Source organism: Halomonas sp. JB37, assembly GCF_002332255.1.
Lineage (GTDB): Bacteria > Pseudomonadota > Gammaproteobacteria > Pseudomonadales > Halomonadaceae > Vreelandella > Vreelandella casei.
Genome location: NZ_NRGW01000001.1, coordinates 1,182,746 through 1,208,040 on the forward strand (window position 1 = coordinate 1,182,746; position 25,295 = coordinate 1,208,040).

At 57.3% G+C, this 25,295-nt stretch carries 13 protein-coding genes; all 13 read left to right on the plus strand.

Annotation, left to right across the window (positions count from 1 at the left end; genetic code table 11):
- The first annotated feature begins 131 nt into the window (after positions 1-131).
- Positions 132-1,367, plus strand: coding sequence for an urea ABC transporter substrate-binding protein (locus tag CIK78_RS05610; RefSeq protein ID WP_096278031.1), 1,236 nt, complete (start codon positions 132-134; stop codon positions 1,365-1,367).
- 104 nt (positions 1,368-1,471) lie between these two features.
- Positions 1,472-2,344 carry a branched-chain amino acid ABC transporter permease gene (locus CIK78_RS05615; RefSeq protein ID WP_096278033.1) on the plus strand — a complete coding sequence of 291 codons (873 nt, stop codon included), beginning with the start codon at positions 1,472-1,474 and terminating at the stop codon, positions 2,342-2,344.
- Positions 2,345-3,448 carry a hypothetical protein gene (locus tag CIK78_RS05620; RefSeq protein WP_217990273.1) on the plus strand — a complete coding sequence of 368 codons (1,104 nt, stop codon included), beginning with the start codon at positions 2,345-2,347 and terminating at the stop codon, positions 3,446-3,448. It abuts the gene before it with no gap.
- A complete protein-coding gene (locus tag CIK78_RS05625; protein WP_096278034.1) occupies positions 3,445-4,167 on the plus strand; it encodes an ABC transporter ATP-binding protein in 723 nt (240 codons plus the stop codon). The genes CIK78_RS05620 and CIK78_RS05625 overlap by 4 nt, the downstream gene beginning before the upstream one ends.
- A complete protein-coding gene (urtE, locus tag CIK78_RS05630) occupies positions 4,154-4,873 on the plus strand; it encodes an urea ABC transporter ATP-binding subunit UrtE (RefSeq protein WP_096278037.1) in 720 nt (239 codons plus the stop codon). Before CIK78_RS05625 ends, urtE begins: the two co-directional genes overlap by 14 nt.
- Before the next feature lie 99 nt (positions 4,874-4,972).
- On the plus strand, positions 4,973-5,971 hold the full coding sequence (locus tag CIK78_RS05635) for an acetamidase/formamidase family protein (RefSeq protein WP_096278039.1): 999 nt from the start codon (positions 4,973-4,975) through the stop codon (positions 5,969-5,971).
- A gap of 17 nt (positions 5,972-5,988) precedes the next feature.
- Positions 5,989-7,686, plus strand: coding sequence for a nitrilase-related carbon-nitrogen hydrolase (locus CIK78_RS05640; protein WP_096278041.1), 1,698 nt, complete (start codon positions 5,989-5,991; stop codon positions 7,684-7,686).
- Positions 7,687-7,747: 61 nt separating this feature from the next.
- The gene (locus tag CIK78_RS17845; RefSeq protein WP_176483368.1) at positions 7,748-7,924 is read left to right on the plus strand and encodes a hypothetical protein; all 177 of its coding nucleotides are present in this window, start codon (positions 7,748-7,750) and stop codon (positions 7,922-7,924) included.
- A 505-nt stretch (positions 7,925-8,429) separates the two neighbouring features.
- The gene (locus tag CIK78_RS18140) at positions 8,430-11,435 is read left to right on the plus strand and encodes a salicylate synthase (protein ID WP_096278043.1); all 3,006 of its coding nucleotides are present in this window, start codon (positions 8,430-8,432) and stop codon (positions 11,433-11,435) included.
- Entirely contained in the window at positions 11,432-21,220 is a 9,789-nt protein-coding gene (locus tag CIK78_RS05655) for a non-ribosomal peptide synthetase (protein WP_096278045.1), read from the plus strand. Before CIK78_RS18140 ends, CIK78_RS05655 begins: the two co-directional genes overlap by 4 nt.
- Positions 21,217-22,182 carry an alpha/beta fold hydrolase gene (locus CIK78_RS05660; protein WP_096278047.1) on the plus strand — a complete coding sequence of 322 codons (966 nt, stop codon included), beginning with the start codon at positions 21,217-21,219 and terminating at the stop codon, positions 22,180-22,182. The genes CIK78_RS05655 and CIK78_RS05660 overlap by 4 nt, the downstream gene beginning before the upstream one ends.
- The gene (locus CIK78_RS05665; RefSeq protein WP_096278049.1) at positions 22,179-23,327 is read left to right on the plus strand and encodes a saccharopine dehydrogenase NADP-binding domain-containing protein; all 1,149 of its coding nucleotides are present in this window, start codon (positions 22,179-22,181) and stop codon (positions 23,325-23,327) included. The genes CIK78_RS05660 and CIK78_RS05665 overlap by 4 nt, the downstream gene beginning before the upstream one ends.
- Positions 23,324-25,273 (plus strand): saccharopine dehydrogenase NADP-binding domain-containing protein, encoded by a 1,950-nt coding sequence (locus tag CIK78_RS05670; RefSeq protein WP_096278051.1) that lies wholly within the window; start codon positions 23,324-23,326, stop codon positions 25,271-25,273. The genes CIK78_RS05665 and CIK78_RS05670 overlap by 4 nt, the downstream gene beginning before the upstream one ends.
- Positions 25,274-25,295: the final 22 nt, after the last annotated feature.

Genomic DNA, 25,295 nt, shown 5'->3' on the forward strand with positions numbered 1-25,295 from the left:
ATCGAAGCGGTATAGGTAGACAGGCTTCAAGAGCAAAAGGTCGTCTCTCATTTTATGGAGAGGTGATTAGGGAGTTGTGTTGCTGCCGGACGGCGAGGAAGTAAAAGTAAAACTACATCAGGGGTATACAAATGAAATACTCAACAATTCAGAGAACGGCAACCTTGTCAACGTTGTTAGCGGGCTCGTTAGTGACCAGCGCTTCAGCGAATGATCCTATCCAGATCGGTGTGCTTGAAGATCAGTCTGGCAACTTTGCAGCGGTGACGCAGGCGAAAGTGAATGCTATTGAGTTAGCGGCTGAAGAAATAAATGAGGCGGGCGGTATCGCTGGTCGCGAAGTGGAACTTGTTATTTACGATACTCAGTCTGATGATCGTCGTTACCAAGAGTTGATGCGACGGGTACTCCAGCGTGATCAAGTAGATACCGTCTTCGCGGGTTTTGCTTCGTCATCACGAGAAGCGTATCGACCGATTGTTAACCAATTTGATGGGTTGGCGTTTTATAACAATCAGTATGAAGGCGGCGTGTGTGACGCCAACATGATCGTCACTGGCGCAGTTCCTGAACAGCAGTTCTCGACGCTGATACCTTGGATGATAGAAAAGTACGGACCAAACGTCTATACGATCGCTGCAGACTATAACTTTGGTCAGATTTCGGCGGAATGGGTACGACAGATAGTAGAAGAGGAAGGTGGTGAAATCGTGGGTGAGGAGTTCATCCCTCTGGATGTTTCCCAGTTCTCGCAAACCATCCAAAATATCCAGGGTGAGTCCCCGGACTTCGTCGTCACCCTACTGGTCGGTTCCAATCAGGCGTCTTATTACGAGCAGGCAGCATCTACCGGCCTGGGGCTTCCCATGGCCTCATCGGTAAATGTTGGGCAGGGCTACGAGCATAAGCGCTTTGCGCCGCCAAGCCTTGAAAACATGTTCGTGACGACGAACTTTATTGAAGAAGTCGATACCCCTGAAGCAAATGAGTTCGTTGAGAAGTTCTATGAGCGCTTCCCCGATACGCCCTATGTGAACCAGGAAGCGGCTAACTCGTATATCGCGATGTACCTTTATAAGCAGATGGTTGAGCGTGCTGACGGCTCAACCGATAAAGAAGACCTTCGCGACGTTATTGCGGAGGGAGATGTCTGTTTCGATGGCCCTTCAGGCACCGTCTGCCTAGATCCTAAGAGCCAGCACATGTCTCACAATATCTTTCTGGCGCAAGTGGATGAGAATCACGAGATATCCTTCCCCGAAACTTGGGAAAATATTGAGCCTTACTGGCTGGGTGACAACGGCTGCGACCTGACCCAGAACGACCCAAGCGCTCAGTACACTCTTTCTAACCCTCCAAACGAGTAAATATCACGCATCGTACCGGCAGGGTGATGAGCTTCATCCTGCCTGGTCTGTGAATTTCCATTAAGCGGGAAATCTCGCGGGTGTTTCCTGCCTAGGAGCTGGATATGGAATATATACATTTAGCGTTTACTGCGTTCTATCAGTTTGGGGATGCGTTTGCCTTCTTGGTGCTATCCGCCATGGGGTTAGCGGTGATTTTCGGGATGATGGGCATCATCAACCTAGCTCACGGCGAATTTATCATGTGCGGTGCCTATGTAACGGTGGCAACGGCACGCCTAGGGATCCCACTGCCTATCGCGATGCTATGTGGCAGCCTTGCCGCCGGGATACTTGGCATTGTGCTTGAACGCACAATTATTCATCGCCTCTATCACCGTCCGTTGGACTCCATTGTTGCCACATGGGGGATTAGCCTGATCCTTACCCAGGGCACGCTGATCGTACTTGGATCCAGTATGGCGGGTATCAGCACGCCACTCGGCAGTTTTTCGGTGGGCGGCTACAGCTACTCTACCTATCGAATGGTGCTGCTTGGCGTCGCAGTGCTACTGCTTATTGGGCTGTATGTGCTGTTTCATCATACGACATTCGGTATCCACTCACGGGCAACAATTCAAGCACCGCACATGGCGAAAGCCGCGGGAATCGACACCGGACGTATGTACTCCCTCACCTTCGGTCTCGGCGCAGCCCTGGCGGGCTTAGCCGGAGCGCTTTATGCCCCCACGATCTCCATCGTCCCGACGCTGGGCGCCAACTTCCTGGTTGAAAGCTTCGTGACGGTGGTTGTTGGTGGGGCTGATGTGTTCTTGGGCACGGCGCCAGCGGCAGCCACGCTCGCGGTTATCAAGGCCTTTTTGACTGGGTGGCAAGGGCAGCTGATGGGCCAAGTGGGGTTGTTAATCACTGTCATGGTGGTCATCCGTATTCTCCCACAAGGCCTGTCTGGCTGGTTGCTCAAGGGGCGTACATAAATGGGTATGTTACAACGGGAAGATTTGAAAGCGTCTCGTCCGGACGGTCGAATGACCGGCTGGTTGCGTCTTATCAATGGCCCGCAAACGCTGGGGCGTGGCCCAGTGTATTGGGTTGTCTTTGTCTTAACGATTGGGGCGGCAGTTGTATATCCCGCTTTCGCGGATGCCTGGAGTGTAGGTAATACGGCCTACTTCTTTTGCTGGGTGTTTATGGCACTTGGGTTGTCGCTCATCTGGGGATATGCCGGGTCGCTCAGTTTCGGTCAGACTGCTTTCTTCGGGCTTGCCGGGTACACGTATGGTGTCGTCACTATCAACTTTGGCGCAGCTTACGGTTTGACCATCGTCGGCGTGCTTCTAGGCGTTGGCATGTCCTGTTTGGGGGCGGCTGTACTTGGTTACATTCTTTTTTATGGGCGTATTAGCGGCGTATTCCTCGGTATTATCACGCTGTCGACCACGCTGGTTTTCGCCACCTTCATGGCACAGACGGCTGGGTCCCAGTGGGCGATCGGCAATGCCCGACTGGGTGGCGACAATGGCATGACCGGTATGCCGCCGTTAACAATCCCTTGGGCTGGAGGAGATATCGCGCTGTATTCGGGCGTGCCACTCTATTACCTCCTTTTGGCCATGCTGGTGGTTTGTTATCTGGGCTTACGGGTTCTCGTCAATTCGAGATTCGGCAATGTGCTAGTCGCAATTCGTGAAAATCCGCACCGCGCTGAAATGCTTGGCTACGACATACGCCGCTATCAGTTAATTGTCTTTGTTATTGGCAGCGGTTTAGCGGGTCTATCAGGTGTGCTCTATACCGCTTGGGGACAGTACATCAGCCCATCCAATATGGATTTAGCGGCCGCTGCATTACCCATTATTTGGGTAGCAGTGGGCGGGCGTAAAGACCTCACCGCAACGCTGGTGGGCACCTTGGTAGTGCTTGGCATCTTCCAGAACCTCACTATTTACGGTAGCTACTACGCCTTTGTCATTATGGGGTTGCTGCTGGTCGTCGTGGTGGTCTTTTTGCCGGAAGGGTTGATCCCGGGGCTGGTCAAGTTCTTTGGTCGCTTTCGTAAGCGTAAGGAGGGCATGTCGTGACCATATTGCGAACTGAGAAATTATATAAACATTTCGACGGCGTCAAAGTTGCTCAGGATGTGAACTTCTCAATGGAGCATGGTGAGATCCGATGCCTGATAGGTCCGAATGGCGCTGGAAAGAGCACGTTTTTCAAGCTTGTACTCGGTGAGCATCAACCAAGCTCAGGTGATATCTACTTTTCAGGTCAAAAAATTACCAAGCTTCGTTCCTTCGAGCGCGTGAAGCAGGGAATTGCCGTCAAGTTCCAGGTGCCGGGTATCTTCTCCGAACTCTCCGTTTGGCAAAACATGCAAATAGCAGTTCAAAACCACCTGCATGGTGATTCCATGACAGCGGCTATCGATAAAGCACTCGCCTTTGTAAGGCTTACCGATAAAGCAGGAGAACTTGCTGGAGAACTCTCACACGGGGAACAGCAGTGGCTTGAGATCGGTATGGCGGTGAGCACGGAGCCGCGCTTACTACTTCTTGATGAACCGACAGCTGGCATGACACCAGAAGAAACGGCGCGCACGGGCGAGATGATCCAGGAGCTCAATCGCAAAGGTATGTCGATTTTAGCGGTTGAGCACGACATGGAATTTGTGCGCCAGATTGCCCACAAGGTCACTGTACTGAACTTCGGTGAAATCTTTGCGGAAGGCACGATCAACGAGATTGAGGCTAACGAAGAGGTTGCACGTATTTATCTGGGGACAGCCGATGACGACGAATAGTACAAATCTGTTGAGCGTGGAAGGTGTCATTTCTGGCTACGGTACCACCTCAGTGCTGCAAGAGGTCAGCTTGAATGTTGGTTGCGGCGAGGTGGTAGCCGTCATCGGCCGAAATGGCGTCGGCAAGACGACATTAATGAAAACGCTGATTGGTCTTATCAAGAATCGACAAGGCATTATCCGTTTTGATGGTAAGGATATTAGCTCGCTCGAATCTCACGAACGTGCGCGTTTGGGCATTGGTTATATCCCGCAAGGGCGTGAGGTCTTCTCACGCATGACCGTCTGGGAAAATCTCAAGGTCGGCGAAATGCTCCAACAGGCTGGCGAGGGAGTTGACTATGAGCGGGTTTATGAGTTCTTCCCCATCTTGAAAGAGCGGGCTAATCAACGAGCGGGCACCTTCAGCGGCGGACAGCAGCAACAGCTTGCGATCGGCCGTGCCATGGTGGGCAAGCCGAAGCTTATGCTACTCGACGAACCCTCGGAAGGTATTCAGCCAAACATCGTAAAGGACATTTCACGCAACATTCTCAAGCTCAATCGCGAACTGGGCGTAACCATTCTCCTCGTAGAGCAGAACCTGGACATGATCATGACCATGGCGCAACGCTGCTACGTCATGGATAAGGGGAAAATTACCCATGAGCTTGCGAAGGAGCAACTCCGTGATCGTGACGCCATGCGTCGAATTCTGGCTGTATAAGCAGGATGGGTACCCATCAGCACTATTTAACCATGACTCAAACTCCGGTCTGCAGTTGCTGGAGCGATGACTGAAAAACACCTAAAAAGGAGTAGAACAATGAGTTGGCTTGATCAATCCATCATGGCGCGTCGCGCCGTCGCCAAAGGTAAACCGGGTACTACACACCAGCTAACTGAGGCGGCTCAAGGTCAGTATCACTATACGCTTGGGCCTAACCCCAAGCCTGTACTGCATATCCAGCCGGGCGATATCGTCAGTGCTGAAACCCATGATGCTTTCGAAGGAAAGTTGCGCTCGGAAAGCGACAAGCCCAGCGAACTGCTTAATCTACCTTATCTGAATCCGCAGAACGGACCGATCTACGTAGAGGGGGCGGAGAAGGGCGATTGCTTGGCGGTTTATATCCGCGATATGAAACCCCGCGGCCCGCAGCCCTGCGGTACGACAGCGCTGATTACCGAATTTGGTGGACTAGTGGCGACCGGTGATACCGCGCTACTCAACGCGCCACTACCGGAGCGGGTAAAAAAGGTGGAGGTTGACGCGGAAACCGGCGTGAAGTGGAGCGATAAAATAACCCTTCCTTATCAGCCTTTTATTGGCACCATTGGGGTGTCACCGGAGATTGAGTCGATTAGCTCGCTGGTGCCCGATTATTACGGCGGCAATATGGACTTACCTGATGTAGCACCAGGTGCGGTGATCTATCTGCCGGTACATACCAAAGGTGCCTATCTTTATCTAGGTGACTGCCATGCGGCGCAGGGTGATGGTGAGTTGTGTGGCGTGGCTATCGAGCATCCTACCGTGACCACCGTTCAGGTCGACTTGATTAAAGATTGGACGTTCAAATGGCCGCGTCTGGAAAATGAACAGTTCTATATGACCATTGGTTCAGCGCGTCCCATGGAAGATGCCACCCGGATTGCCTACAGAGAGCTGGTACGCTGGCTAGCGGCAGAGTTTGATTTCGATGAAATAGAGGCTTACATGCTTCTTACTCAGGCAGGACGAGTGCGGCTGGGTAATATGGTGGATCCAAAATATACCTTAGGCGCTTCCATCCTCAAGTCCATCGTTGGGCAAGCACGCTAGCGAGCGGGGAGGACAATATGAAATACCTTGCCGCCACATTGCAGTTTGAGCCTGAAATGTTTGCAAAAGAGCGAAATATTGATGCTCTAAAGCGGTTAGTGGAAGAGGCGGCTGCGTCTGGTGCGCGGCTAATCATAACGCCGGAGATGGGGCTTACCGGCTATTGCTGGTATGACAGAGAGGAGGTTGCACCCTACGTCGAACAAGTGCCTGGACCCTCAACCCAAAGCTTCGCCGCTCTGGCGGCGAAGCTTGACTGCTATATCGTTATCGGGCTGCCAGAAGTTGATGCTGGCAATGGGCTTTACTACAACACGGCTGTTTTAGTTGGCCCTGAGGGCTATTTAGGAAAACATCGTAAAAGCCACCCTTATATCGCCGAGCCAAAGTGGGCGGCTTCAGGCGACACTGGCCATCAAGTGTTCGAGACGTCACTGGGCCGTATCGCGCTGCTCATCTGCATGGACATTCATTTTCTTGAAACTGCACGGTTGGTCGCGCTGCAGGGGGCCGAGGTCATTTGCCATCTGAGTAATTGGCTGGCTGAGAGAGCGCCAGCACCCTATTGGATTAGTCGTGCCAAAGAAAACGGCTGCTATCTTATTGAGAGCAATCGCTGGGGGGTGGAGCGCGGCGTTCAATTCAGTGGCGGTAGCTGCGTGATTGATCCAGATGGACATATCCAGGCTAGCCGCGATGACGGTGATGGCATCGTGCTGGGTGAAATTGATACTGAACGAGTAACGGGGCCGTTGACCAGTGAGCGTCGCCCAGACCTTTATCATGAGCTACTTCATCAAACACACGCTTGGAACCCGCTAGACTTTTTCAGGCTTTATGGCCATCAGCCACTGCCCAATGGAAAAGCAAGCACCATCGCCGTTGCTCAATTTTCCCCATCGAATAATCTCGACGATAACCTTTCCAAATGTACTGATTTGATTGCCCAAGAAGAGGGTGCCGAGCTGATTGTTTTTCCTGAGCTGGCGCTTACCGGGTTAGACACTGGCGGTATCAATCCCATCTCACAGCGTCACAGTGTTTTCGACACACTGCGTCGACTCGCTGAGGAGCGTCAACAGAACTATGTGGTAGGTTTCGCGGAACAGTCGGAGGAACATCTCTATAATGCTGCCGCTCTGGTAGGGGCGCAGGGCGTTATGGCGGTTTATCGTAAAATCCACTTAAGCGAGGCAGACCGTAAATGGGCGACGCCTGGCGATCGCTGGGTAAGCTTCGATCTGCCGCTAGGACGGCTAGGATTATTGATTGGCCATGATGCTGATTTTCCCGAAGCGGGGCGCATTCTGGCGCTGCGGGGGTGCGATGTCATCGCTTGTCCTGCTGCCCTGCCAGGGCCATTTCACTGCGTCCATCCCGGTACTGAGATTCGTCAGCCAGCACCTATTCCCACCGGCCCAGACGATTACCATTGGCACCATTATCGGGTGCGCGGTGGCGAGAACAACTGCTATTTCGCTTTCGCCAACGTGCATATGCCCGACGCTGGATTACCGGGGCTAAGCGGTATATTCGGCCCGGATACGTTTCATTTTCCTCGCCAAGAAGCATTGTTAACCAGCGCCACTGGCTGCGTGCAGCTTGCTATCGACACGAGTAACCTGGATTCGGCTTACCCAAACAGCGCTGTGCGCCGAAAGGACTTAGTGGTGATGCGCCTGCCACACCACTATCCAAAATTGTTGGAGCGATAGCTTGTACTTCCCTCGCTAAATGCCTTTTCAGGCAATCGTCCGTGTATAGGAGTAGTTGACTATGAGTGTGAAGCGACCCGGCATTGATACGTTGGCAGCCATTTCCGATTATTACGGTTTTGACCTTTCCTTTGAAGAACTGGGAGAGTTCCAGTCCGCCGTTGCTGGCTCAATGGCCATTTATGATCGCCTGGATGAACTGGCGGCACGCTTAGGTCGTAAGTATCCATCATGCTAGTAGATCGGTGGCCGTTGGCTTCCTGTTTCTCGTGGCGATTGCCTTTTGTGTCGGTAATGCCGCGTCGCTTTAGGTCATGGAGGCCGAAGCGTTCTTCTTCTGTAATCACTCCCTCTTCAATTGCCAGTTTAATCAAACGTTGCCAAGCGGTGTCTAGGCTGGATTTTCGCAGCTCGCTACCGTCGGCTGCGACGATTAGTGGGCGGCTTTCTGGGTGCGTGGGTACCCGCGCACGACATTATTCCGACGGCCTTTGCGGCGGTTGGTCCTCACGCCTTCGGCTGTGCTGTTTGCATCACTTAGCGTTATCACTTCGATACCGCGTTACTTTCCGTCTTTGTGTCAAAAAATACCGTTGAGGGTATTTAGCGAACGATCCAGGGTGTTGCTATCCGTGAGAATGCTTATCATTTGCCGATGCAAGGCCTGATGTACAGGATGCTAACTGCATGTGATGGATGCGCCTGTCAGGCCGGAAAATGACATATACAGGAGAGCCGTCGTAATGGCACATAGGGTTCCTCACACCGAGCCGGTTTGGGCAGAATACGAGCGCCTGGCGCATTGGCAACAGTCATCTCTGGGTGAGTCTCTCAAGCATTGGGTTAGTCTTTACGGCCACGCGACTGCACTCGTCGAAGGGGAGCAGCATCTCTCCTATATTGAGCTGGATGCGCGAGTCGATCAGTTGGCGCGGGCCTTTCTGGCATTGGGCATTGTGAGTGGTGATCGTGTGCTGGTGCAGTTGCCCAATGGTTTGGCCTTCATCGAAACTTGCTTTGCCCTGTTTCGTATGGGGGCGCTGCCGATCCTTGCGATGCCCGCGCAGCGCGAGAAGGATATCGAGGCGTTATGTCAGTTGGCGGAACCAGTGGCATTCATCACTAAAGACAGCTTTCTTGGTTTTGATCATGCGGAGCTCGCTGCCAAGGTGGCAGAGACCAGTGGCAGTATTCGTCATGTCATCATCGATGGAGTATCCGATAGCGGGAATGAGCTTGATGAGATTAGGCAGCTGGGGCATGCGGCGGCCGCGACGATCAGTGACACGCCATCTTCACAAGACGTGGCCCTACTGCTGCTATCGGGTGGCACCACTGGCACACCCAAGCTGATCCCTCGGACTCACGCTGATTATCTGTATAATGCCACCGCTTCCGCACATCTCTGTGATCTCGATGCCAGCAGTGTCTATCTGGCGGCCTTGCCGATTGCCCATAATTTCCCCCTGGCTTGTCCCGGCATTATAGGAACCCTGAGCGTTGGCGGGCGTGTTGTTCTGGCGCAGACCCCTAGTCCGGATGAGTGCTTTGAACTGATTGCTCGTGAGCGAGTGACGTTTACGTCGCTGGTGCCACCGCTCGTCCAGCTATGGATAGAAGCAAGAGAGTGGGACGATACGGATCTCTCATCACTGCGATTCCTTCAGGTGGGCGGGGCGCGTTGTGATGCCAACCTCGCCGCAAAGATAACGCCCGCTCTGGGTTGTTCACTACAGCAGGTCTTCGGTATGGCCGAGGGCCTGCTCTGCTATACCCGACTTGATGACCCGTTGGACGAAATTCTGAATACCCAGGGCCGACCGCTTTCGCCCCGCGACGAAGTGCGGCTGGTCAACGAACAGGGCGAGGATGTCGCTGAGGGCGAAGTGGGAGAACTGCTGACGCGTGGCCCTTACACCATCAGGGAATATTTCCGGGCCGCCGCACACAATGTGCAGTCGTTCACACCCGACGGCTTTTATTGCAGTGGAGACCTGGCCCGCTGGTCGGTCGGCGGCAATCTGCAGGTCGAGGGGCGTATCAAGCAGCAGGTCAATCGCGCTGGAGAGAAGATTGCGACTGAAGAAGTCGAGGAGGCTCTATGTCGTCATCCCGAAATAGAGAGTGCAGCACTCGTCGGGGTGGCGGATAGCCGCTTGGGTGAGCGTAGCTGTGCATTCCTGATTGGCTCGAATCACGCGCTTTGCGTCAGTGAACTTCGTACCTTTCTGATTACTCATGGATTGCCGGCATACAAATGCCCTGATCAGGTCGTTTTTACACGTCACTGGCCACTGACGCCGCTGGGCAAGATCGATAAGCAGAAGCTGGCAGAGCGAGTCATGGAACCATCCTCGTCATCCTCTGGCTTTATCGAGTGCGTACAATCCATCAATAGCGACCCTATGGCGCTGGCGGTGGCGTTTGCTAAGGCATCTGCGGATGAGGACCATGTCATCTACGAGCGCGAGGGCGAGTGGCTGGTTGCCACTGGCCGATTGGCGACGCTCAAGGTCACATCTGATCGGGTTTCGCTTCAGGAGGGTGATGCTGAACGTTTCTGGGAAGGTCGTGACATCTGCCGGTTAATTGCCGTGGCGCTGGGTGAAATAGAGACCGCAGGCTGGCGGGCTTATGGCTCGGCGTCATTCGAACTCGCGGATAGCTTTCATGGCGTACCAGGGAGTAGTGGGAATGTGTTGCTTGAGCTGTTTGTTCCACGCCTGGAAATTCGGCTAAGAGCCGGTGAAGCCACATTGCGAACGACGGACGAGCACCTGCTGACCGCGTTGGCGGCACAAACTGCGACATTGGACCAGGCGGGGGGGGATATCTTCCGGCCTTCGGAAAATCATTTGATCGGTATGGCGGGCTTGATCGCTAACCATGATGCTGAGGCGTATCGACTTCAGGTGGCGGAAGCGGTGAGTGATATCCGTGCTGGGCGCTATGAAAAGGTCATTCTCTCTCGTCAGGTGCCGGTGCCCGAGCCTGTTGACCTGTTTGCGACCTATCTTCATGGTCGGCGGCAGAACACACCGGCTCGCTCATTCTTGGTGCGTTGCTCGGGGTTGAATATGTTGGGTTTTAGCCCGGAGACCGTCGTCGAGGTCGATGCCAACGGTGGCGTCAACACGCAACCGTTGGCGGGTACCCGGTCCATGGGCACCAGCAGTGACGAGCGCAAGCGGCTGCGGCATGAACTGGAAACTGACGTCAAGGAGATCGCCGAGCATGCTGTCTCGGTCAGGTTGGCGATCGACGAACTCAGGCCGCATTGCCTACCCGAAACGGTGCACGTCTCCGAGTTCATGCATGTCCGGGAACGAGGGTCCGTACAGCACCTGGCCTCGCGGGTGAAAGGAAGCCTGTCTGAGGGCCGGACGGCTTGGCATGCTTTTGAGGCGCTGTTTCCGGCTGTTACGGCTTCCGGTATCCCTAAGCGCGAAGCGCTGCAGGCCATCCGCCGCTACGAGCAACAACCCCGTGGCCCCTACAGTGGCTGTGTGCTGATGGCCGATTGTGACGGGTCGCTAGATGCTGCTCTGGTCCTGCGCTCTCTGTTCCAGCGAAAGGGTAAAACCTGGCTGCAGGCCGGTGCAGGCATCGTGGCTCAATCCACGCCCGAACGCGAGCTGGAAGAAACGCGAGAAAAGCTCAGCTCGCTGGCGCACTGCCTGATCGCTGATGTCGCCGGTACGCATGCCAAACCGCATCCCGCTCTTATCGTTGACGGGGACATCCAATGAGCCGTTTTTCCTGCACCGATGGTATATCGCTGACTGGTCAAGATGAACTGCTGACAGCCGTCCGTGAGGTGACGACTCTGCCAGACAGGGTCGCCGGCGATGACAATCTCATCGCATTGGGGCTGGACTCCCTGGCGGTCATGCGACTCGCGAGCCGTTGGCGTAAGCAGGGTGCCAACGTCAGTTTTGCCAGCTTGATTGAGCGCCCCACACTGGCTGCCTGGTGGGCGCAGCTGGACCCAGCACAGCCCGGTCACGATGCCGTAGACCCCGTGGCAACCGATGAAATGCTCCCAGATATTGACCCCACGCTGGCGTTTGGTCTCACCGACGTTCAGCATGCCTATTGGATAGGGCGTCAGAACGGACAGCCGCTCGGCGGTGTCGGCTGTCATGCGTATCTTGAACTCGACGGCACGGGCCTGGACGCCGAAAGGCTGATGCGGGCATGGAAGGTGCTACGCCAACATCACGGCATGTTGCGTGCACGATTCACCGAAGATGGTGAGCAGCGGATCAGTACCGAGAACATAGATCCCGTCGTGGTATCGCATGATCTGAGAGGGCTTAACCCGACGCAACTCAATCAGGCGTTGGCGGCTATTCGGGCACGGCTTTCCCACCGACGGCTGGATGTCTCCCAGGGTGAAGTCATGGGCCTGGAGCTCAGCCTTATGGATGAGCAGCGGACACGTCTGCACGTCGATATCGACTTGTTGGTGGCTGATGTTCAGAGTCTGCATATCATCCTGCGGGATCTGGCCACGGCGTATGCCGGTGGCCGCGAGATGGCTGCGTTACCCGCCGCCAGCGATTGGCACTTTGCCCGCTATCTGGCACGAGAGCGACAGGCGAAGCAATTTGATCGCGCCCGTGATCGCGAATACTGGTCCAGACAGCTCCCTGATATGCCAGGCGCCCCAGGGCTGCCATTGACCGCGGGCGCAGGCCAAACAACGACACCTCCCACATTTCGGCGTCGCGAGCATGTTCTGGCACCCGAGGCCTGGTTTGCGCTGAAGCGAAGAGCAGCCCTAAGTTATGTGACCCCGGCAAATCTCCTGCTATCAGCTTACGCAGAGGTGCTGTCGCGATGGAGCGTCCAGCCACGTTTTCTGATCAATGTTCCCCTGTTCGACCGGCAGGCCGAGGACTCGGGCATCGAGCATGTCGTTGCTGATTTCACCAATCTGCTTCTGCTCTCCTGCGACTTCACCGAGCCACTATCCTTCGAGCACCGCCTACAGCAGATTCAAGCGCGCCTTCACGCCGATATGGCTCACGCCAGCTACTCCGGCGTGGAAGTGCAGCGTGATCTGGGACGCCATCATCGAAATGAAGGGGTCATCGCGCCGGTCGTCTTTGCCTGTAACCTGGGCACGCCACTTGTGGATGCGCCGACAAAGGCGGTGTTGGGCGAGCTCCATCACATGATCTCTCAAACGCCACAGGTCTGGCTCGATCACCAGGTCTACGATCACGAGGGTGGTTTATTATTGGTCTGGGATGCCGTCGAGGATCTATTCCCGACGTCGCTGCTTGACGACATGTTTTCGACATATATTCATCTCATCGAGTGGCTTGCCGCCAACCCGGGAGAATGGGGCGGCAAGCCACGCGCTGTTTTGCCATTGCCACAGGCCAGTATTCGCGCGCAAGCCAATGCGACCGCCTGTGCGTTGCCGCCACGTCTTTTGCAGACCCCGATTCTGGCGCAGGGCACTGCGTATCCCGAGCGCGTGGCACTGATTGCCGGCGAGCAGACACTCACCTTCGGTGAGCTGTGTGCCCGTGCCCTGAGCGTGGCCGGTGAGTTGGTCGCACAGGGCGTGCTACCCGGCGCTCCGGTTGCGATCAGCCTGCCCCGAGGGCCGGACCAGGTCGTGGCGGCGTTGGGTATTCTCATGGCGGGAGGGTGCTATGTGCCCATCGGCTTACGTCAACCGGCCAGCCGTCGGGCGAAGATTCAGCGTACGGCGGGCATCGCCCATGCGCTGTGCAGTCAGGCTCACCCGCCGGAGCGGGAAGCGGACGATGGCGTTCAATATCTTGAGATCGAAGTGGCTCGTCTGCATACGCCGCTGGTAGCACCCGTTACCGTCGATCCCGCTTCGCCGGCTTATATCATCTTTACCTCCGGTTCGACCGGTGAGCCCAAAGGCGTACAGATCGCCCACCAGGCTGCAGCCAACACCCTCGACGATATCAACGCCCGCTGTGGAATTACCGACACCAGTCGTGGCCTGGCCGTCTCCGCGTTGGACTTCGATCTGTCGGTCTACGATCTCTTCGGCCTGCTGGGCGTGGGCGGTTCGCTCGTGCTGATTGACGACGATCACCAGCGTGATGCGGCCCATTGGGTCGAGTTGGTCACACACCATCAGATCACGGTCTGGAACTCGGTGCCGGTGCTGCTGGATATGCTGCTGGTAGCGGGAGAGGGGCGCCGCCTGCCACTGGAACAGGTGCTGCTCTCGGGTGACTGGATCGGGCTTGATTTGCCGGAGCGTCTGGCCGCCTGTAGCCAGGCCCGCCTGTTCGCCTTGGGGGGGGCGACCGAAGCCTCGATCTGGTCGAACGTCTGCGAAGTCGAACACCCCATTCCTGCTGACTGGATCTCGATTCCCTATGGTAAGCCGTTGGCCAATCAGCAATACCGCGTGGTCGATACTCAGGGTCGCGACTGCCCGAACTGGGTCGCGGGAGAACTGTGGATCGGTGGAGCGGGCGTTGCCGATGGTTATCGCGGTGCCCCCGAACTGACGGCCTCGTGCTTTGTGGAATGGGCCGGTTCGCGCTGGTACCGCACGGGCGATCGCGGGCGCTACTGGCCGGACGGCACGCTGGAGTTTCTGGGTCGCGAAGATCACCAGGTCAAGATCCGCGGTCATCGTATCGAACTTGGTGAGATCGAAACGGCGCTGAAGGCTCAGCCTGGTGTTGAGCACGCCATCGTGGTGATGGTTGGTACGCCCGCTCACCTGGCTGCCGCGTTGGTGCTGGATCACGCAGCAGGCGACGAGGCGTGGTCGCTCGAGAGTTTGCAGCAGGGGCTGAGCCAGACGTTACCGGACTACATGATTCCGGGTCACCTGTTGGTACTGGATGCGTTGCCACTGAGTGCCAACGGCAAGGTCGACAGAAAATCGGTGCTGGCAACGCTGGAGGCTCGTGCCACTGCCGTTACCCGGACCGAGAGCCTGGAAGCACCGCAGGGCGATCGGGAAAATCAGGTTGCCGAACTCTGGACGCGGTTACTGGAGCTGGACCGGATCGGACGCCACCAGGGGTTCTTCGAGCTCGGTGGCGATAGTCTGCTGGCGACGCAGGTCATCGCCGCACTCAAACGGCAGAGTCTCGGTGCGCCGGAAGGGCTGAGAACTCTCTTTGCGAAGCCGATACTGGCAGACTTTGCAGCCGAGCTGCAGTCAATCGATGCGGATGAAGCGCGTGTTGAAATACGGCCGGATCCGGCCAATCGTTACGAGCCCTTCCCGCTGACGGAAGTTCAACGAGCCTACTGGGTGGGGCAATCGACCGGTCTGCCATTGAGCTGTGGCACGCACTACCTGGTCGAGCTGGACGGTGAGGCGGTAGACCTCGAGCGGCTCGAACGGGCATGGAATCGACTGGTTCAGCATCACGACATGCTGCGTGCCATCGTCGATGATGAAGGGCAGCAACGTGTCCTGGAGCACGTGCAGCCGATTTCCCTGACGCGCCATGAGTCATCGACAGATGATGCGGAGGTCGCTCAGCGCATATTGCACACTGCCTGGAGGGATGAGCGTGATGAGGGAGAGCTTCCGCATCGCATTCACGTCGTGCAATACGGCGTAAATCGCTGTCGCATTGGTGTGATTTTCGACTACATGCTGTTAGACGGATTCAGCATCAAACTGGTGCTGGATACATTGGCCCGGGTGTATCGAGAGCCGCTGGTGGCGCTTGAACCCCTGTCACTGTCGTTCCGGGACTATGTCGAGCAGGTTAGATCGGATGGTAAGGCGCTGGCGCGAGCCAGTGATTATTGGCAGACGCGTCTCGATTATTTGCCGATGGCTCCCGAACTCCCGCTTGTCTGCGACCCGGATACCTTGTCCGTTGCCCATTTTCACCGACGTCAGGCACGGCTGCCTGCGTATCAGTGGCAACGCCTACGTCAATTATCCAGTGCACGGAATATCACGCCCTCAGTTTTGCTGCTGACAGTCTATGCGCGACTGCTCAGTCAGTGGAGCGGGGGCAGTGCCCACACACTGAACATGACACTCTTCGATCGGCAAGCGGTGCACCCGGACATCAACCGCGTGCTCGGTGATTTTACGTCGTTGGCACCGGTCGCCTTCCATCCTGCGAATGATGCCAGTTTTATCACCCAGGCACAGGCGATGCAGCGTGAAGTGGCCGACGCGCTGGAACACCGAGAACGCTCTTCCATTTGGGTGCAGCGTGCCCTGAATCGCCAGGGTGAGCGAACAGGTGTGTCGTTGCCGATCGTCTTCACTAGTACGCTGGGAATGGGAGGCGGTCTGCTGGAAGAGGCTGAGGAAGGTTTTCCTGCTCTCGTTTCTGGTGGTTTGTCGGAAACTCCCCAGGTCTGGCTCGACCACCAGGTTTACGAATACAACGGCAGCCTCGTCCTGACCTGGGATTCTGTGGATGCGCTATTCCCAGAGGAGATGCTGGATACGATGTTCGAGGCGTATCAATGTGCCTTGAAGCAACTGTTGAATAGTGACTGGCAACTGCCACATGACACTACTCTGCCATTGCCACAGGCCAGTATTCGCGCGCAAGCCAATGCGACCGCCTGTGCGTTGCCGCCACGTCTTTTGCAGACCCCGATTCTGGCGCAGGGCACTGCGTATCCCGAGCGCGTGGCACTGATTGCCGGCGAGCAGACACTCACCTTCGGTGAGCTGTGTGCCCGTGCCCTGAGCGTGGCCGGTGAGTTGGTCGCACAGGGCGTGCTACCCGGCGCTCCGGTTGCGATCAGCCTGCCCCGAGGGCCGGACCAGGTCGTGGCGGCGTTGGGTATTCTCATGGCGGGAGGGTGCTATGTGCCCATCGGCTTACGTCAACCGGCCAGCCGTCGGGCGAAGATTCAGCGTACGGCGGGCATCGCCCATGCGCTGTGCAGTCAGGCTCACCCGCCGGAGCGGGAAGCGGACGATGGCGTTCAATATCTTGAGATCGAAGTGGCTCGTCTGCATACGCCGCTGGTAGCACCCGTTACCGTCGATCCCGCTTCGCCGGCTTATATCATCTTTACCTCCGGTTCGACCGGTGAGCCCAAAGGCGTACAGATCGCCCACCAGGCTGCAGCCAACACCCTCGACGATATCAACGCCCGCTGTGGAATTACCGACACCAGTCGTGGCCTGGCCGTCTCCGCGTTGGACTTCGATCTGTCGGTCTACGATCTCTTCGGCCTGCTGGGCGTGGGCGGTTCGCTCGTGCTGATTGACGACGATCACCAGCGTGATGCGGCCCATTGGGTCGAGTTGGTCACACACCATCAGATCACGGTCTGGAACTCGGTGCCGGTGCTGCTGGATATGCTGCTGGTAGCGGGAGAGGGGCGCCGCCTGCCACTGGAACAGGTGCTGCTCTCGGGTGACTGGATCGGGCTTGATTTGCCGGAGCGTCTGGCCGCCTGTAGCCAGGCCCGCCTGTTCGCCTTGGGGGGGGCGACCGAAGCCTCGATCTGGTCGAACGTCTGCGAAGTCGAACACCCCATTCCTGCTGACTGGATCTCGATTCCCTATGGTAAGCCGTTGGCCAATCAGCAATACCGCGTGGTCGATACTCAGGGTCGCGACTGCCCGAACTGGGTCGCGGGAGAACTGTGGATCGGTGGAGCGGGCGTTGCCGATGGTTATCGCGGTGCCCCCGAACTGACGGCCTCGTGCTTTGTGGAATGGGCCGGTTCGCGCTGGTACCGCACGGGCGATCGCGGGCGCTACTGGCCGGACGGCACGCTGGAGTTTCTGGGTCGCGAAGATCACCAGGTCAAGATCCGCGGTCATCGTATCGAACTTGGTGAGATCGAAACGGCGCTGAAGGCTCAGCCTGGTGTTGAGCACGCCATCGTGGTGATGGTTGGTACGCCCGCTCACCTGGCTGCCGCGTTGGTGCTGGATCACGCACCGGACGACGAGGCGTCGTTCCTCGCGGCTCTGACACCTTCGCTGGAGCAGGCGCTGCCGGACTACATGATCCCGGGACAGTTGCTGGTGCTGGATGCGTTGCCACTGAGTGCCAACGGCAAGGTCGACAGAAAGGCCGTGGTGGCGACAGTCAACGCCCAAACCGCCGCAGTGGCGGAGACTTTTGAAGCGCCAAAAGGTGAACGGGAGCTTCAGGTCGCCAATCTCTGGATGCGGTTGCTGGAGCTGGACCGGATCGGACGCCACCAGGGGTTCTTCGAACTCGGTGGCGATAGTCTGCTGGCGACGCAGGTTATCGCTTCGCTCAAGCAGCAGGGTCTCGGAGCACCGGAAGGACTGAGAACGCTCTTCGCGAAGCCAGCGCTGGCTGATTTCGCGGGTGAACTACAGCGGGTCGACACGGATGAAGCGCGTGTTGAAATACGGCCGGACCCCGCCAATCGTTACGAACCCTTCCCGCTGACGGAAGTCCAGCGGGCCTACTGGGTGGGGCAATCGACGGGCTTGCCGCTGAGCTGTGGCACACATTATTTGATTGAGCTGGATGGCGAAGCAGTGGATCTGGCGCGGCTTGAGCAGGCGTGGAATCGGTTGGTTGAACATCACGATATGCTGCGTGCTGTCGTTAACGATGAAGGGCAGCATATACGTGCATCGGTGCCGGTGTGTCGCGTAACGCTGGAAGCGGATCGAGCTGACAGCGCGGAAGAGGCTCGTGAGCGCCTTCACCGTGTATGGGAAGCACATCAGGCAGATTTATCGCAGGAGTCGATGTTTGCCCTGAGGGCGATTCGCTATGGTCAACATGGCTACCGGCTGGGCTTGTTCCTGAATTATCTAACTCTCGATGGCTACAGTATCAAGCGCCTGCTCAATGACTTCGCACTGTGTTACGGCGACCCGGATCATGTGCTGAGGCAGACAGGGATAGGATTTCGAGACTATGTGGTCCAGGTCAGACCGGCGCCCAGTCGGCGGCAACGGGCCGAAGCGTATTGGCGTGCACGGCTGGATGATCTTCCGGCTGCAGCCACGTTGCCGATGGTTTGCGACCCCCAAATACTGACATCAGTAAAATTCAGGCGTCACAGTGGGCGTCTCGATAAAGCGACCTGGCAGGCAGTGAGGCAGCAGGCCAGAAAGGGTGGCTTGACTCCCTCGGTATTGGTCTTACTGGTCTATGCACAGGTGTTGTCTCGCTGGAGTGGTGGCAAGGCGCATACCGTCAACCTGACGCTATTTGATCGTCAGCCGGTTCATTCGGATATCGATTATGTGCTCGGTGACTTCACGTCGCTGGCTCCCGTTGCCTGCCATCCGCTCGCGGACGCCTCGCTTACAGAACAAGCGAGTGCTATACAGCAGCAGATCGCGGAGGTACTAGAGTATCGGGAAGTGTCTTCCATTTGGGTCCAGCGTGAGCGCGCGAAGCGAGTGGGCACAATAGCAGCAGCGTTGCCTGTGGTCTTTACCAGTACGCTGGGCATCTCCGATAGCCTATTCGATCAGCCCCTGCCGACCGGTTTTCCGAATCTCGCGCCGGACGGCGGCTTGTCGCAAACGCCTCAGGTTTGGCTCGACCATCAAATGTACGAGCATCAGGGGGCCTTGTTGTTCTCCTGGGATGTACTGGAAGGCGTCTTCCCGCAAGGGCTGATTGAAGATGCGTTTGCGAGCTTGGTCGCAGGACTGAATCAGTTGGCAACGGCGCGTTGGGATGCACCGTTCCTTCTTGATGCGCCGGCACACCAGAGGGATACCCGTGCGCAAGCCAATGCGACCGCCTGTGCGTTGCCGCCACGTCTTTTGCAGACCCCGATTCTGGCGCAGGGCACTGCGTATCCCGAGCGCGTGGCACTGATTGCCGGCGAGCAGACACTCACCTTCGGTGAGCTGTGTGCCCGTGCCCTGAGCGTGGCCGGTGAGTTGGTCGCACAGGGCGTGCTACCCGGCGCTCCGGTTGCGATCAGCCTGCCCCGAGGGCCGGACCAGGTCGTGGCGGCGTTGGGTATTCTCATGGCGGGAGGGTGCTATGTGCCCATCGGCTTACGTCAACCGGCCAGCCGTCGGGCGAAGATTCAGCGTACGGCGGGCATCGCCCATGCGCTGTGCAGTCAGGCTCACCCGCCGGAGCGGGAAGCGGACGATGGCGTTCAATATCTTGAGATCGAAGTGGCTCGTCTGCATACGCCGCTGGTAGCACCCGTTACCGTCGATCCCGCTTCGCCGGCTTATATCATCTTTACCTCCGGTTCGACCGGTGAGCCCAAAGGCGTACAGATCGCCCACCAGGCTGCAGCCAACACCCTCGACGATATCAACGCCCGCTGTGGAATTACCGACACCAGTCGTGGCCTGGCCGTCTCCGCGTTGGACTTCGATCTGTCGGTCTACGATCTCTTCGGCCTGCTGGGCGTGGGCGGTTCGCTCGTGCTGATTGACGACGATCACCAGCGTGATGCGGCCCATTGGGTCGAGTTGGTCACACACCATCAGATCACGGTCTGGAACTCGGTGCCGGTGCTGCTGGATATGCTGCTGGTAGCGGGAGAGGGGCGCCGCCTGCCACTGGAACAGGTGCTGCTCTCGGGTGACTGGATCGGGCTTGATTTGCCGGAGCGTCTGGCCGCCTGTAGCCAGGCCCGCCTGTTCGCCTTGGGGGGGGCGACCGAAGCCTCGATCTGGTCGAACGTCTGCGAAGTCGAACACCCCATTCCTGCTGACTGGATCTCGATTCCCTATGGTAAGCCGTTGGCCAATCAGCAATACCGCGTGGTCGATACTCAGGGTCGCGACTGCCCGAACTGGGTCGCGGGAGAACTGTGGATCGGTGGAGCGGGCGTTGCCGATGGTTATCGCGGTGCCCCCGAACTGACGGCCTCGTGCTTTGTGGAATGGGCCGGTTCGCGCTGGTACCGCACGGGCGATCGCGGGCGCTACTGGCCGGACGGCACGCTGGAGTTTCTGGGTCGCGAAGATCACCAGGTCAAGATCCGCGGTCATCGTATCGAACTTGGTGAGATCGAAACGGCGCTGAAGGCTCAGCCTGGTGTTGAGCACGCCATCGTGGTGATGGTTGGTACGCCCGCTCACCTGGCTGCCGCGTTGGTGCTGGATCACGCAGCAGGCGACGAGGCGTCGTTCCTCGCGGCTCTGACACATTCGCTGGAGCAGGCGCTGCCGGACTACATGATTCCGGGTCACCTGCTGGTACTGGATGAATTGCCGCTGAGCGCCAATGGCAAGGTCGATCGCGTCGCGATTAGCCGTCATTTGCAGGCATTGAGTCAGGAGTCACTATCACTCGAATCTCCGCGTCAGGGGCTAGAGACAGATATCGCTAACACCTGGCAAGCGGTGTTGAACAACGATGATATCGGGCGTAACCAGGACTTCTTCGCTTTGGGCGGCGATAGCCTGAGTGCGACTCGCATTGTGGTGGCCCTACAGCAGCGATTCGGCAAGGAAAGCCTGTCACTGCGGGAGTTTTATGCCAGCGCGCCAACTATTGCCGCGTTGGCTCGCCATATCGAGAGTCATGCGGCGGTTGCCTCAACGTCACCGGCATCCTCCCAAACTGCTCAGGTTCTGTTTGAAGAGGGCGTGTTATGAGTTCTACCGAGACGCAATACCTTTCGGCATTTATCCAACAGCTTAATGACAGCGGCATCCAGATCTGGCATCAGCAGGGCGAACTGCGCTTTCGGGCACCGGTTGGCGCATTGCGTGATGAATGGCGAGAGACACTCAAAAGGCGCAAGCAGGACGTGTTGAAGCATCTTGAAAAGGTCGCGAGAGACCAAGCTGCGAGTTGGTTTCGTGCTTGGCAGCCAAGGCACGAGCCTCGGCAACGACTTATCTGCCTGGCCCATGCTGGTGGTGCCGCCAGCTTTTTTCGGGAGTGGGGGAATATGCTGCCTCAAGACATAGAGGTGGTCTCGGTACAGTACCCAGGGCGAGAGGAGCGAATCGAAGAATTGCTGATCGATGATCTACCAAGGCTGATTGCGCAGTTGGCCAATGCTCTGGTCTGCATGCCGCAATGGCTGGACCGGCCTTACGCGTTGTTTGGCCATAGTATGGGAGGCGCCGTGGCCCATGAGCTTTGCCTGGCGCTGCGCGAGCGAGGCCTCCCTCTACCTACCCACTTACTGGTATCCGCTTGCGAGGCGCCGTCGCGGCGCAAAGATGAGCGCTTTCATCTTGTCTCTGATGCCGCCTTACAGGACGAAATCTCGCGCCTTGGCGGTGCCAGCGCGGATTTCGTTAGCTCGTCGGAATTGATCGAGTTGGTCCTGCCGGTCATCCGCAGCGATTACCAACTTATTGAAACCTACCGACCGGACCCAGACCGTATCCCGCTTGATATGCCTATCACAGCGCTGACGGGCGATGACTACGGAGAGCTGGACCCTGCCGATGCTCGCGCTTGGTGCGAGGAGACCACTCACGCCTTCCAGCACCTTGAGTTCACGGGAGGGCACTTTTATCTGATAGGCCAGCGACGGGCAGTGTTGAGTGAGATCGACGGCCTGATCCGGTCTACGCACGACGCGGGGAATTCAACAGCATGAGTTTAACGAAGACCGAACAGCCCGTTTTGATTCTGGGTGGGCATGGCCGAGTGGGATACGAGGTACTGCGGTACCTGATCGACCATACGTCGGCGCCCATCCAACTGGCTTCCCGGAGCAACCCGGCGAGCGATTACCTGGATTTGGCAGAGCATGCACATCGCCTTCAGGGAATCGCACTGGATGTTCATGACGCCGACGCCCTTCAAGTCGCGGTAGGCAACGCACGCTTGGTCATTGCTTGTATCGGGCCGTCCGGCGTGATTGGGGATCGGGTCGCCAAAGCCTGTGCCCGAGCCGCCGTTCCGCTAGTCGATGCCGGGGGGTACGATCCGCTGTTGAAAGCTCTGGAACAGGAAGAGCGCGATACGCCTGCGAAAGTGCCCTTGATCATTAGTGTTGGACTGATGCCGGGTTTGACCGGTTTATTTCCCCGCTACGTGATGGAGCAGACCGCACATGGGCGCGGCGTGAAGCGTTTGGAAAGTTACTGCATCGGTCGCGATGCTTGGACCTACAATTCCGCCTGGGACATCGTGCACAGCTTGGGTGATTTCGGACAGAATCGTGGCTTCCCCATCATTCGCGATGGTCAGCACCAGACGGTGGGGTTTTTCAAGGCGACGCGAAAAGTCCGATTTGAGGGCAATGCCAAACCGGTTACAACGATGCTCATGCCATCAGAAGAGCTGGCTCGCCTGGCCAGGCAGGCCAATGTGGCGGAAGCTCGCGCCTATGGCAGTAATGTCGGGCCACGGGCAGCGTGGGTCTGTGGGTTGGCCAAGGTATTAGGGGCCTACCGGACGCCGCGTGGTATCGAGCGCGCGGCGCGTTGGCTAGTGCGTGCCTCCGAGGCGGATATGAAGCGTTTACCGCCGATATACCAACTCAACGTTAATGTGGAATATGTTGATGGTGAGCAGGTCAGCGCAACCTTGCAGATCGAGGATACCTACCGCGCCACCGGTGCGGTGGTCGCTATCGCCGCGCGTGAGGTGCTCGCGGGTATCGAAATGCGCAAGGGTGTTCAGATGCTGCACGAGGCGGTAGATAGCCAGCGTTTCATGGCATTGCTCGAGGCAGAAAATTTGGTATCGGTCGCCTGGTCAGGGACCCTGAATAATGCTCAGGAGTATCGAGTATGACGGCGTCCGATCGCGTTTTCGTGAGCACGCCGCGTATCCTGGTCATCGGTGGCACAGGAGAAACCGGGCGTCGCATCCTGCAATCCCTGCATGCGCACCACCCTGATTGGCCATTGACCTGTGCGTCGCGAAGCGGTGGCCTCCCCGCGGATCTCCCAGCTTCGATCCATGAGGCTGCACTGGATGTGCATGATGCTGAGGCGCTACATGCTGTGCTCACACATCACGACCTGATCGTGCTTGCCGCAGGTCCGATGGATGTGCTGGGAGCGTGCGTGCACGAAGCGTGTCTGGAGGTGGGCGTCGACTGTGTGGACATCAATGACAGCTTGTCGGCAGCGGATGCCATCTTTGCTCTCCATGCCAAAGCCGAAGCACGTCACTGCCGGTTACTGACCGGAATGGGGCTGACGCCTGGGCTGTCGGGCTGGTTGCTGATGAAGCTGATAGGTGAGAAAGCATCCGCAAAAGGGGTCTATCGCAGCAGATTCTATGCCGGCGCTGCCTATGGGGGTGGGATGGCAAGCCCTCATATACTGCTGGACAGCTTTGCACCGACACAAACGCAATGGTGTGATGGCCAGCGTGTGACGCAGCGATCTCCGCGCAGCGATGCGCATTGCCTGTTCCACTTCCCAGGGAAACCGAAAGCGTTGCCCTTATTCCCTTATTCGGCCCCTGAAATTGCCGGTCTATCAGCGTCTCGGCCGAGGGGGGGGAAGAGAGATCAAGTGACAGATTCATGGGATGGCGCGGTCCGAACGCTGGACTATCGCTATCACATTCAATTCCTGACACCTCGCATGGCTTCTGTATTTGGTCGACTGGACCGGGTGAGGGGTATGCGCCGCTGCCTGACCTCGATGTTTTACAAGAGTGGGCAGTCGATGAAACATCGTAAGCAGGCGGATCATGACTGCAGCCTATGGGTCTATCCTGATGATCGACCCGAGGCGGGTTGGGTGTTGCACGGGGAAATATCCTCGTATGACTTCACGGCACTGAGCGCTTGCGCGGCTGTAGAAGCATTGCTCGAAGCGGATGTCAAAATACCCCCAGGGGTATACGGCATGGAGCAGTTGCCCGAGAAGGCCTTGGCAAGCGTTGAGGCCTCCTTGCGTGGCTATGGCATCAGCGCACGGCGTGGAGATGATCTCGAACGCCCCGACGATCCATTGCCGTTCGGCTGGTGCAGTGTCGTGAATGGTGAGGTGCAAGCACTACGCCATTACGGGCAGTGTTGGTACGACATTGAACCCCACCCCCGCATGAAGTCACTCCAAGTGTCGTATTTGAAGCAGTCGGCGATCTGGGCGGCATTGCAGGCGTCGTTGTCGAAGTCCGCTTTTGCCGGTTTTGTCGCACGCTTTTTATGGCGATGGCAGCGTCACCACGCGGGTCTGAAGGAGTATCGACGTCAATATCTCGATCAAGCCGGCACGTGGGCGCGTATCACTCGGGACGTGAGCATGTTTACCGCTGGATATAGTCTCGCCCGTGATGTGCTGGGGCAGGAAAAAGCGCTGGCTGGGTACCGGCGTATGTTTGCTGAGACCGGGCGTATGGAGATGCGTTGGCTGTGGCCGTCACCTGAAGTCATCGCGGTTGTGGAAGCGCCTCGTGAAGCCGTTTGGCACTATTGGTCGGCTTTTGTGGAGCGCTATCGGGCTCTGGGATTATTGCAGGCGCAAGTGACTGACAATAGCCTCGATATTCAACAGTGTGCGTTCGCCGAGATGTTCACCCATTTGGGCTGCCCGGAACTCACCAGCCTGATGCGCGACATGGAGCGGGAGGCCCTTGAGCACCTGGGGTCGCTTGTGGATGTACGCATCGACTGGCAGGCAGGTGATGATGGGCAGGCCCGAGTCCGAGTCATTGATGCCAATCCTCAACGATCTGACGTTCGTGTCTTGTCATCTTCGCGAAAAGGAATTCAAATATGAAAACTGCCATCGATACGGCCCA

Excerpts from the sequence above, each read along its gene's own strand:
- CIK78_RS05610 (WP_096278031.1), top strand. The coding sequence starts at position 132 with ATGAAATACTCAACAATTCAGAGAACGGCAACCTTGTCAACGTTGTTA.
- CIK78_RS05615 (WP_096278033.1), top strand. The coding sequence starts at position 1,472 with ATGGAATATATACATTTAGCGTTTACTGCGTTCTATCAGTTTGGGGAT.
- CIK78_RS05620 (WP_217990273.1), top strand. The coding sequence starts at position 2,345 with ATGGGTATGTTACAACGGGAAGATTTGAAAGCGTCTCGTCCGGACGGT.
- urtE (WP_096278037.1), top strand. The coding sequence starts at position 4,154 with ATGACGACGAATAGTACAAATCTGTTGAGCGTGGAAGGTGTCATTTCT.
- CIK78_RS05635 (WP_096278039.1), top strand. The coding sequence starts at position 4,973 with ATGAGTTGGCTTGATCAATCCATCATGGCGCGTCGCGCCGTCGCCAAA.
- CIK78_RS05640 (WP_096278041.1), top strand. The coding sequence starts at position 5,989 with ATGAAATACCTTGCCGCCACATTGCAGTTTGAGCCTGAAATGTTTGCA.
- CIK78_RS17845 (WP_176483368.1), top strand. The coding sequence starts at position 7,748 with ATGAGTGTGAAGCGACCCGGCATTGATACGTTGGCAGCCATTTCCGAT.
- CIK78_RS18140 (WP_096278043.1), top strand. The coding sequence starts at position 8,430 with ATGGCACATAGGGTTCCTCACACCGAGCCGGTTTGGGCAGAATACGAG.
- CIK78_RS05655 (WP_096278045.1), top strand. The coding sequence starts at position 11,432 with ATGAGCCGTTTTTCCTGCACCGATGGTATATCGCTGACTGGTCAAGAT.
- CIK78_RS05660 (WP_096278047.1), top strand. The coding sequence starts at position 21,217 with ATGAGTTCTACCGAGACGCAATACCTTTCGGCATTTATCCAACAGCTT.
- CIK78_RS05665 (WP_096278049.1), top strand. The coding sequence starts at position 22,179 with ATGAGTTTAACGAAGACCGAACAGCCCGTTTTGATTCTGGGTGGGCAT.
- CIK78_RS05670 (WP_096278051.1), top strand. The coding sequence starts at position 23,324 with ATGACGGCGTCCGATCGCGTTTTCGTGAGCACGCCGCGTATCCTGGTC.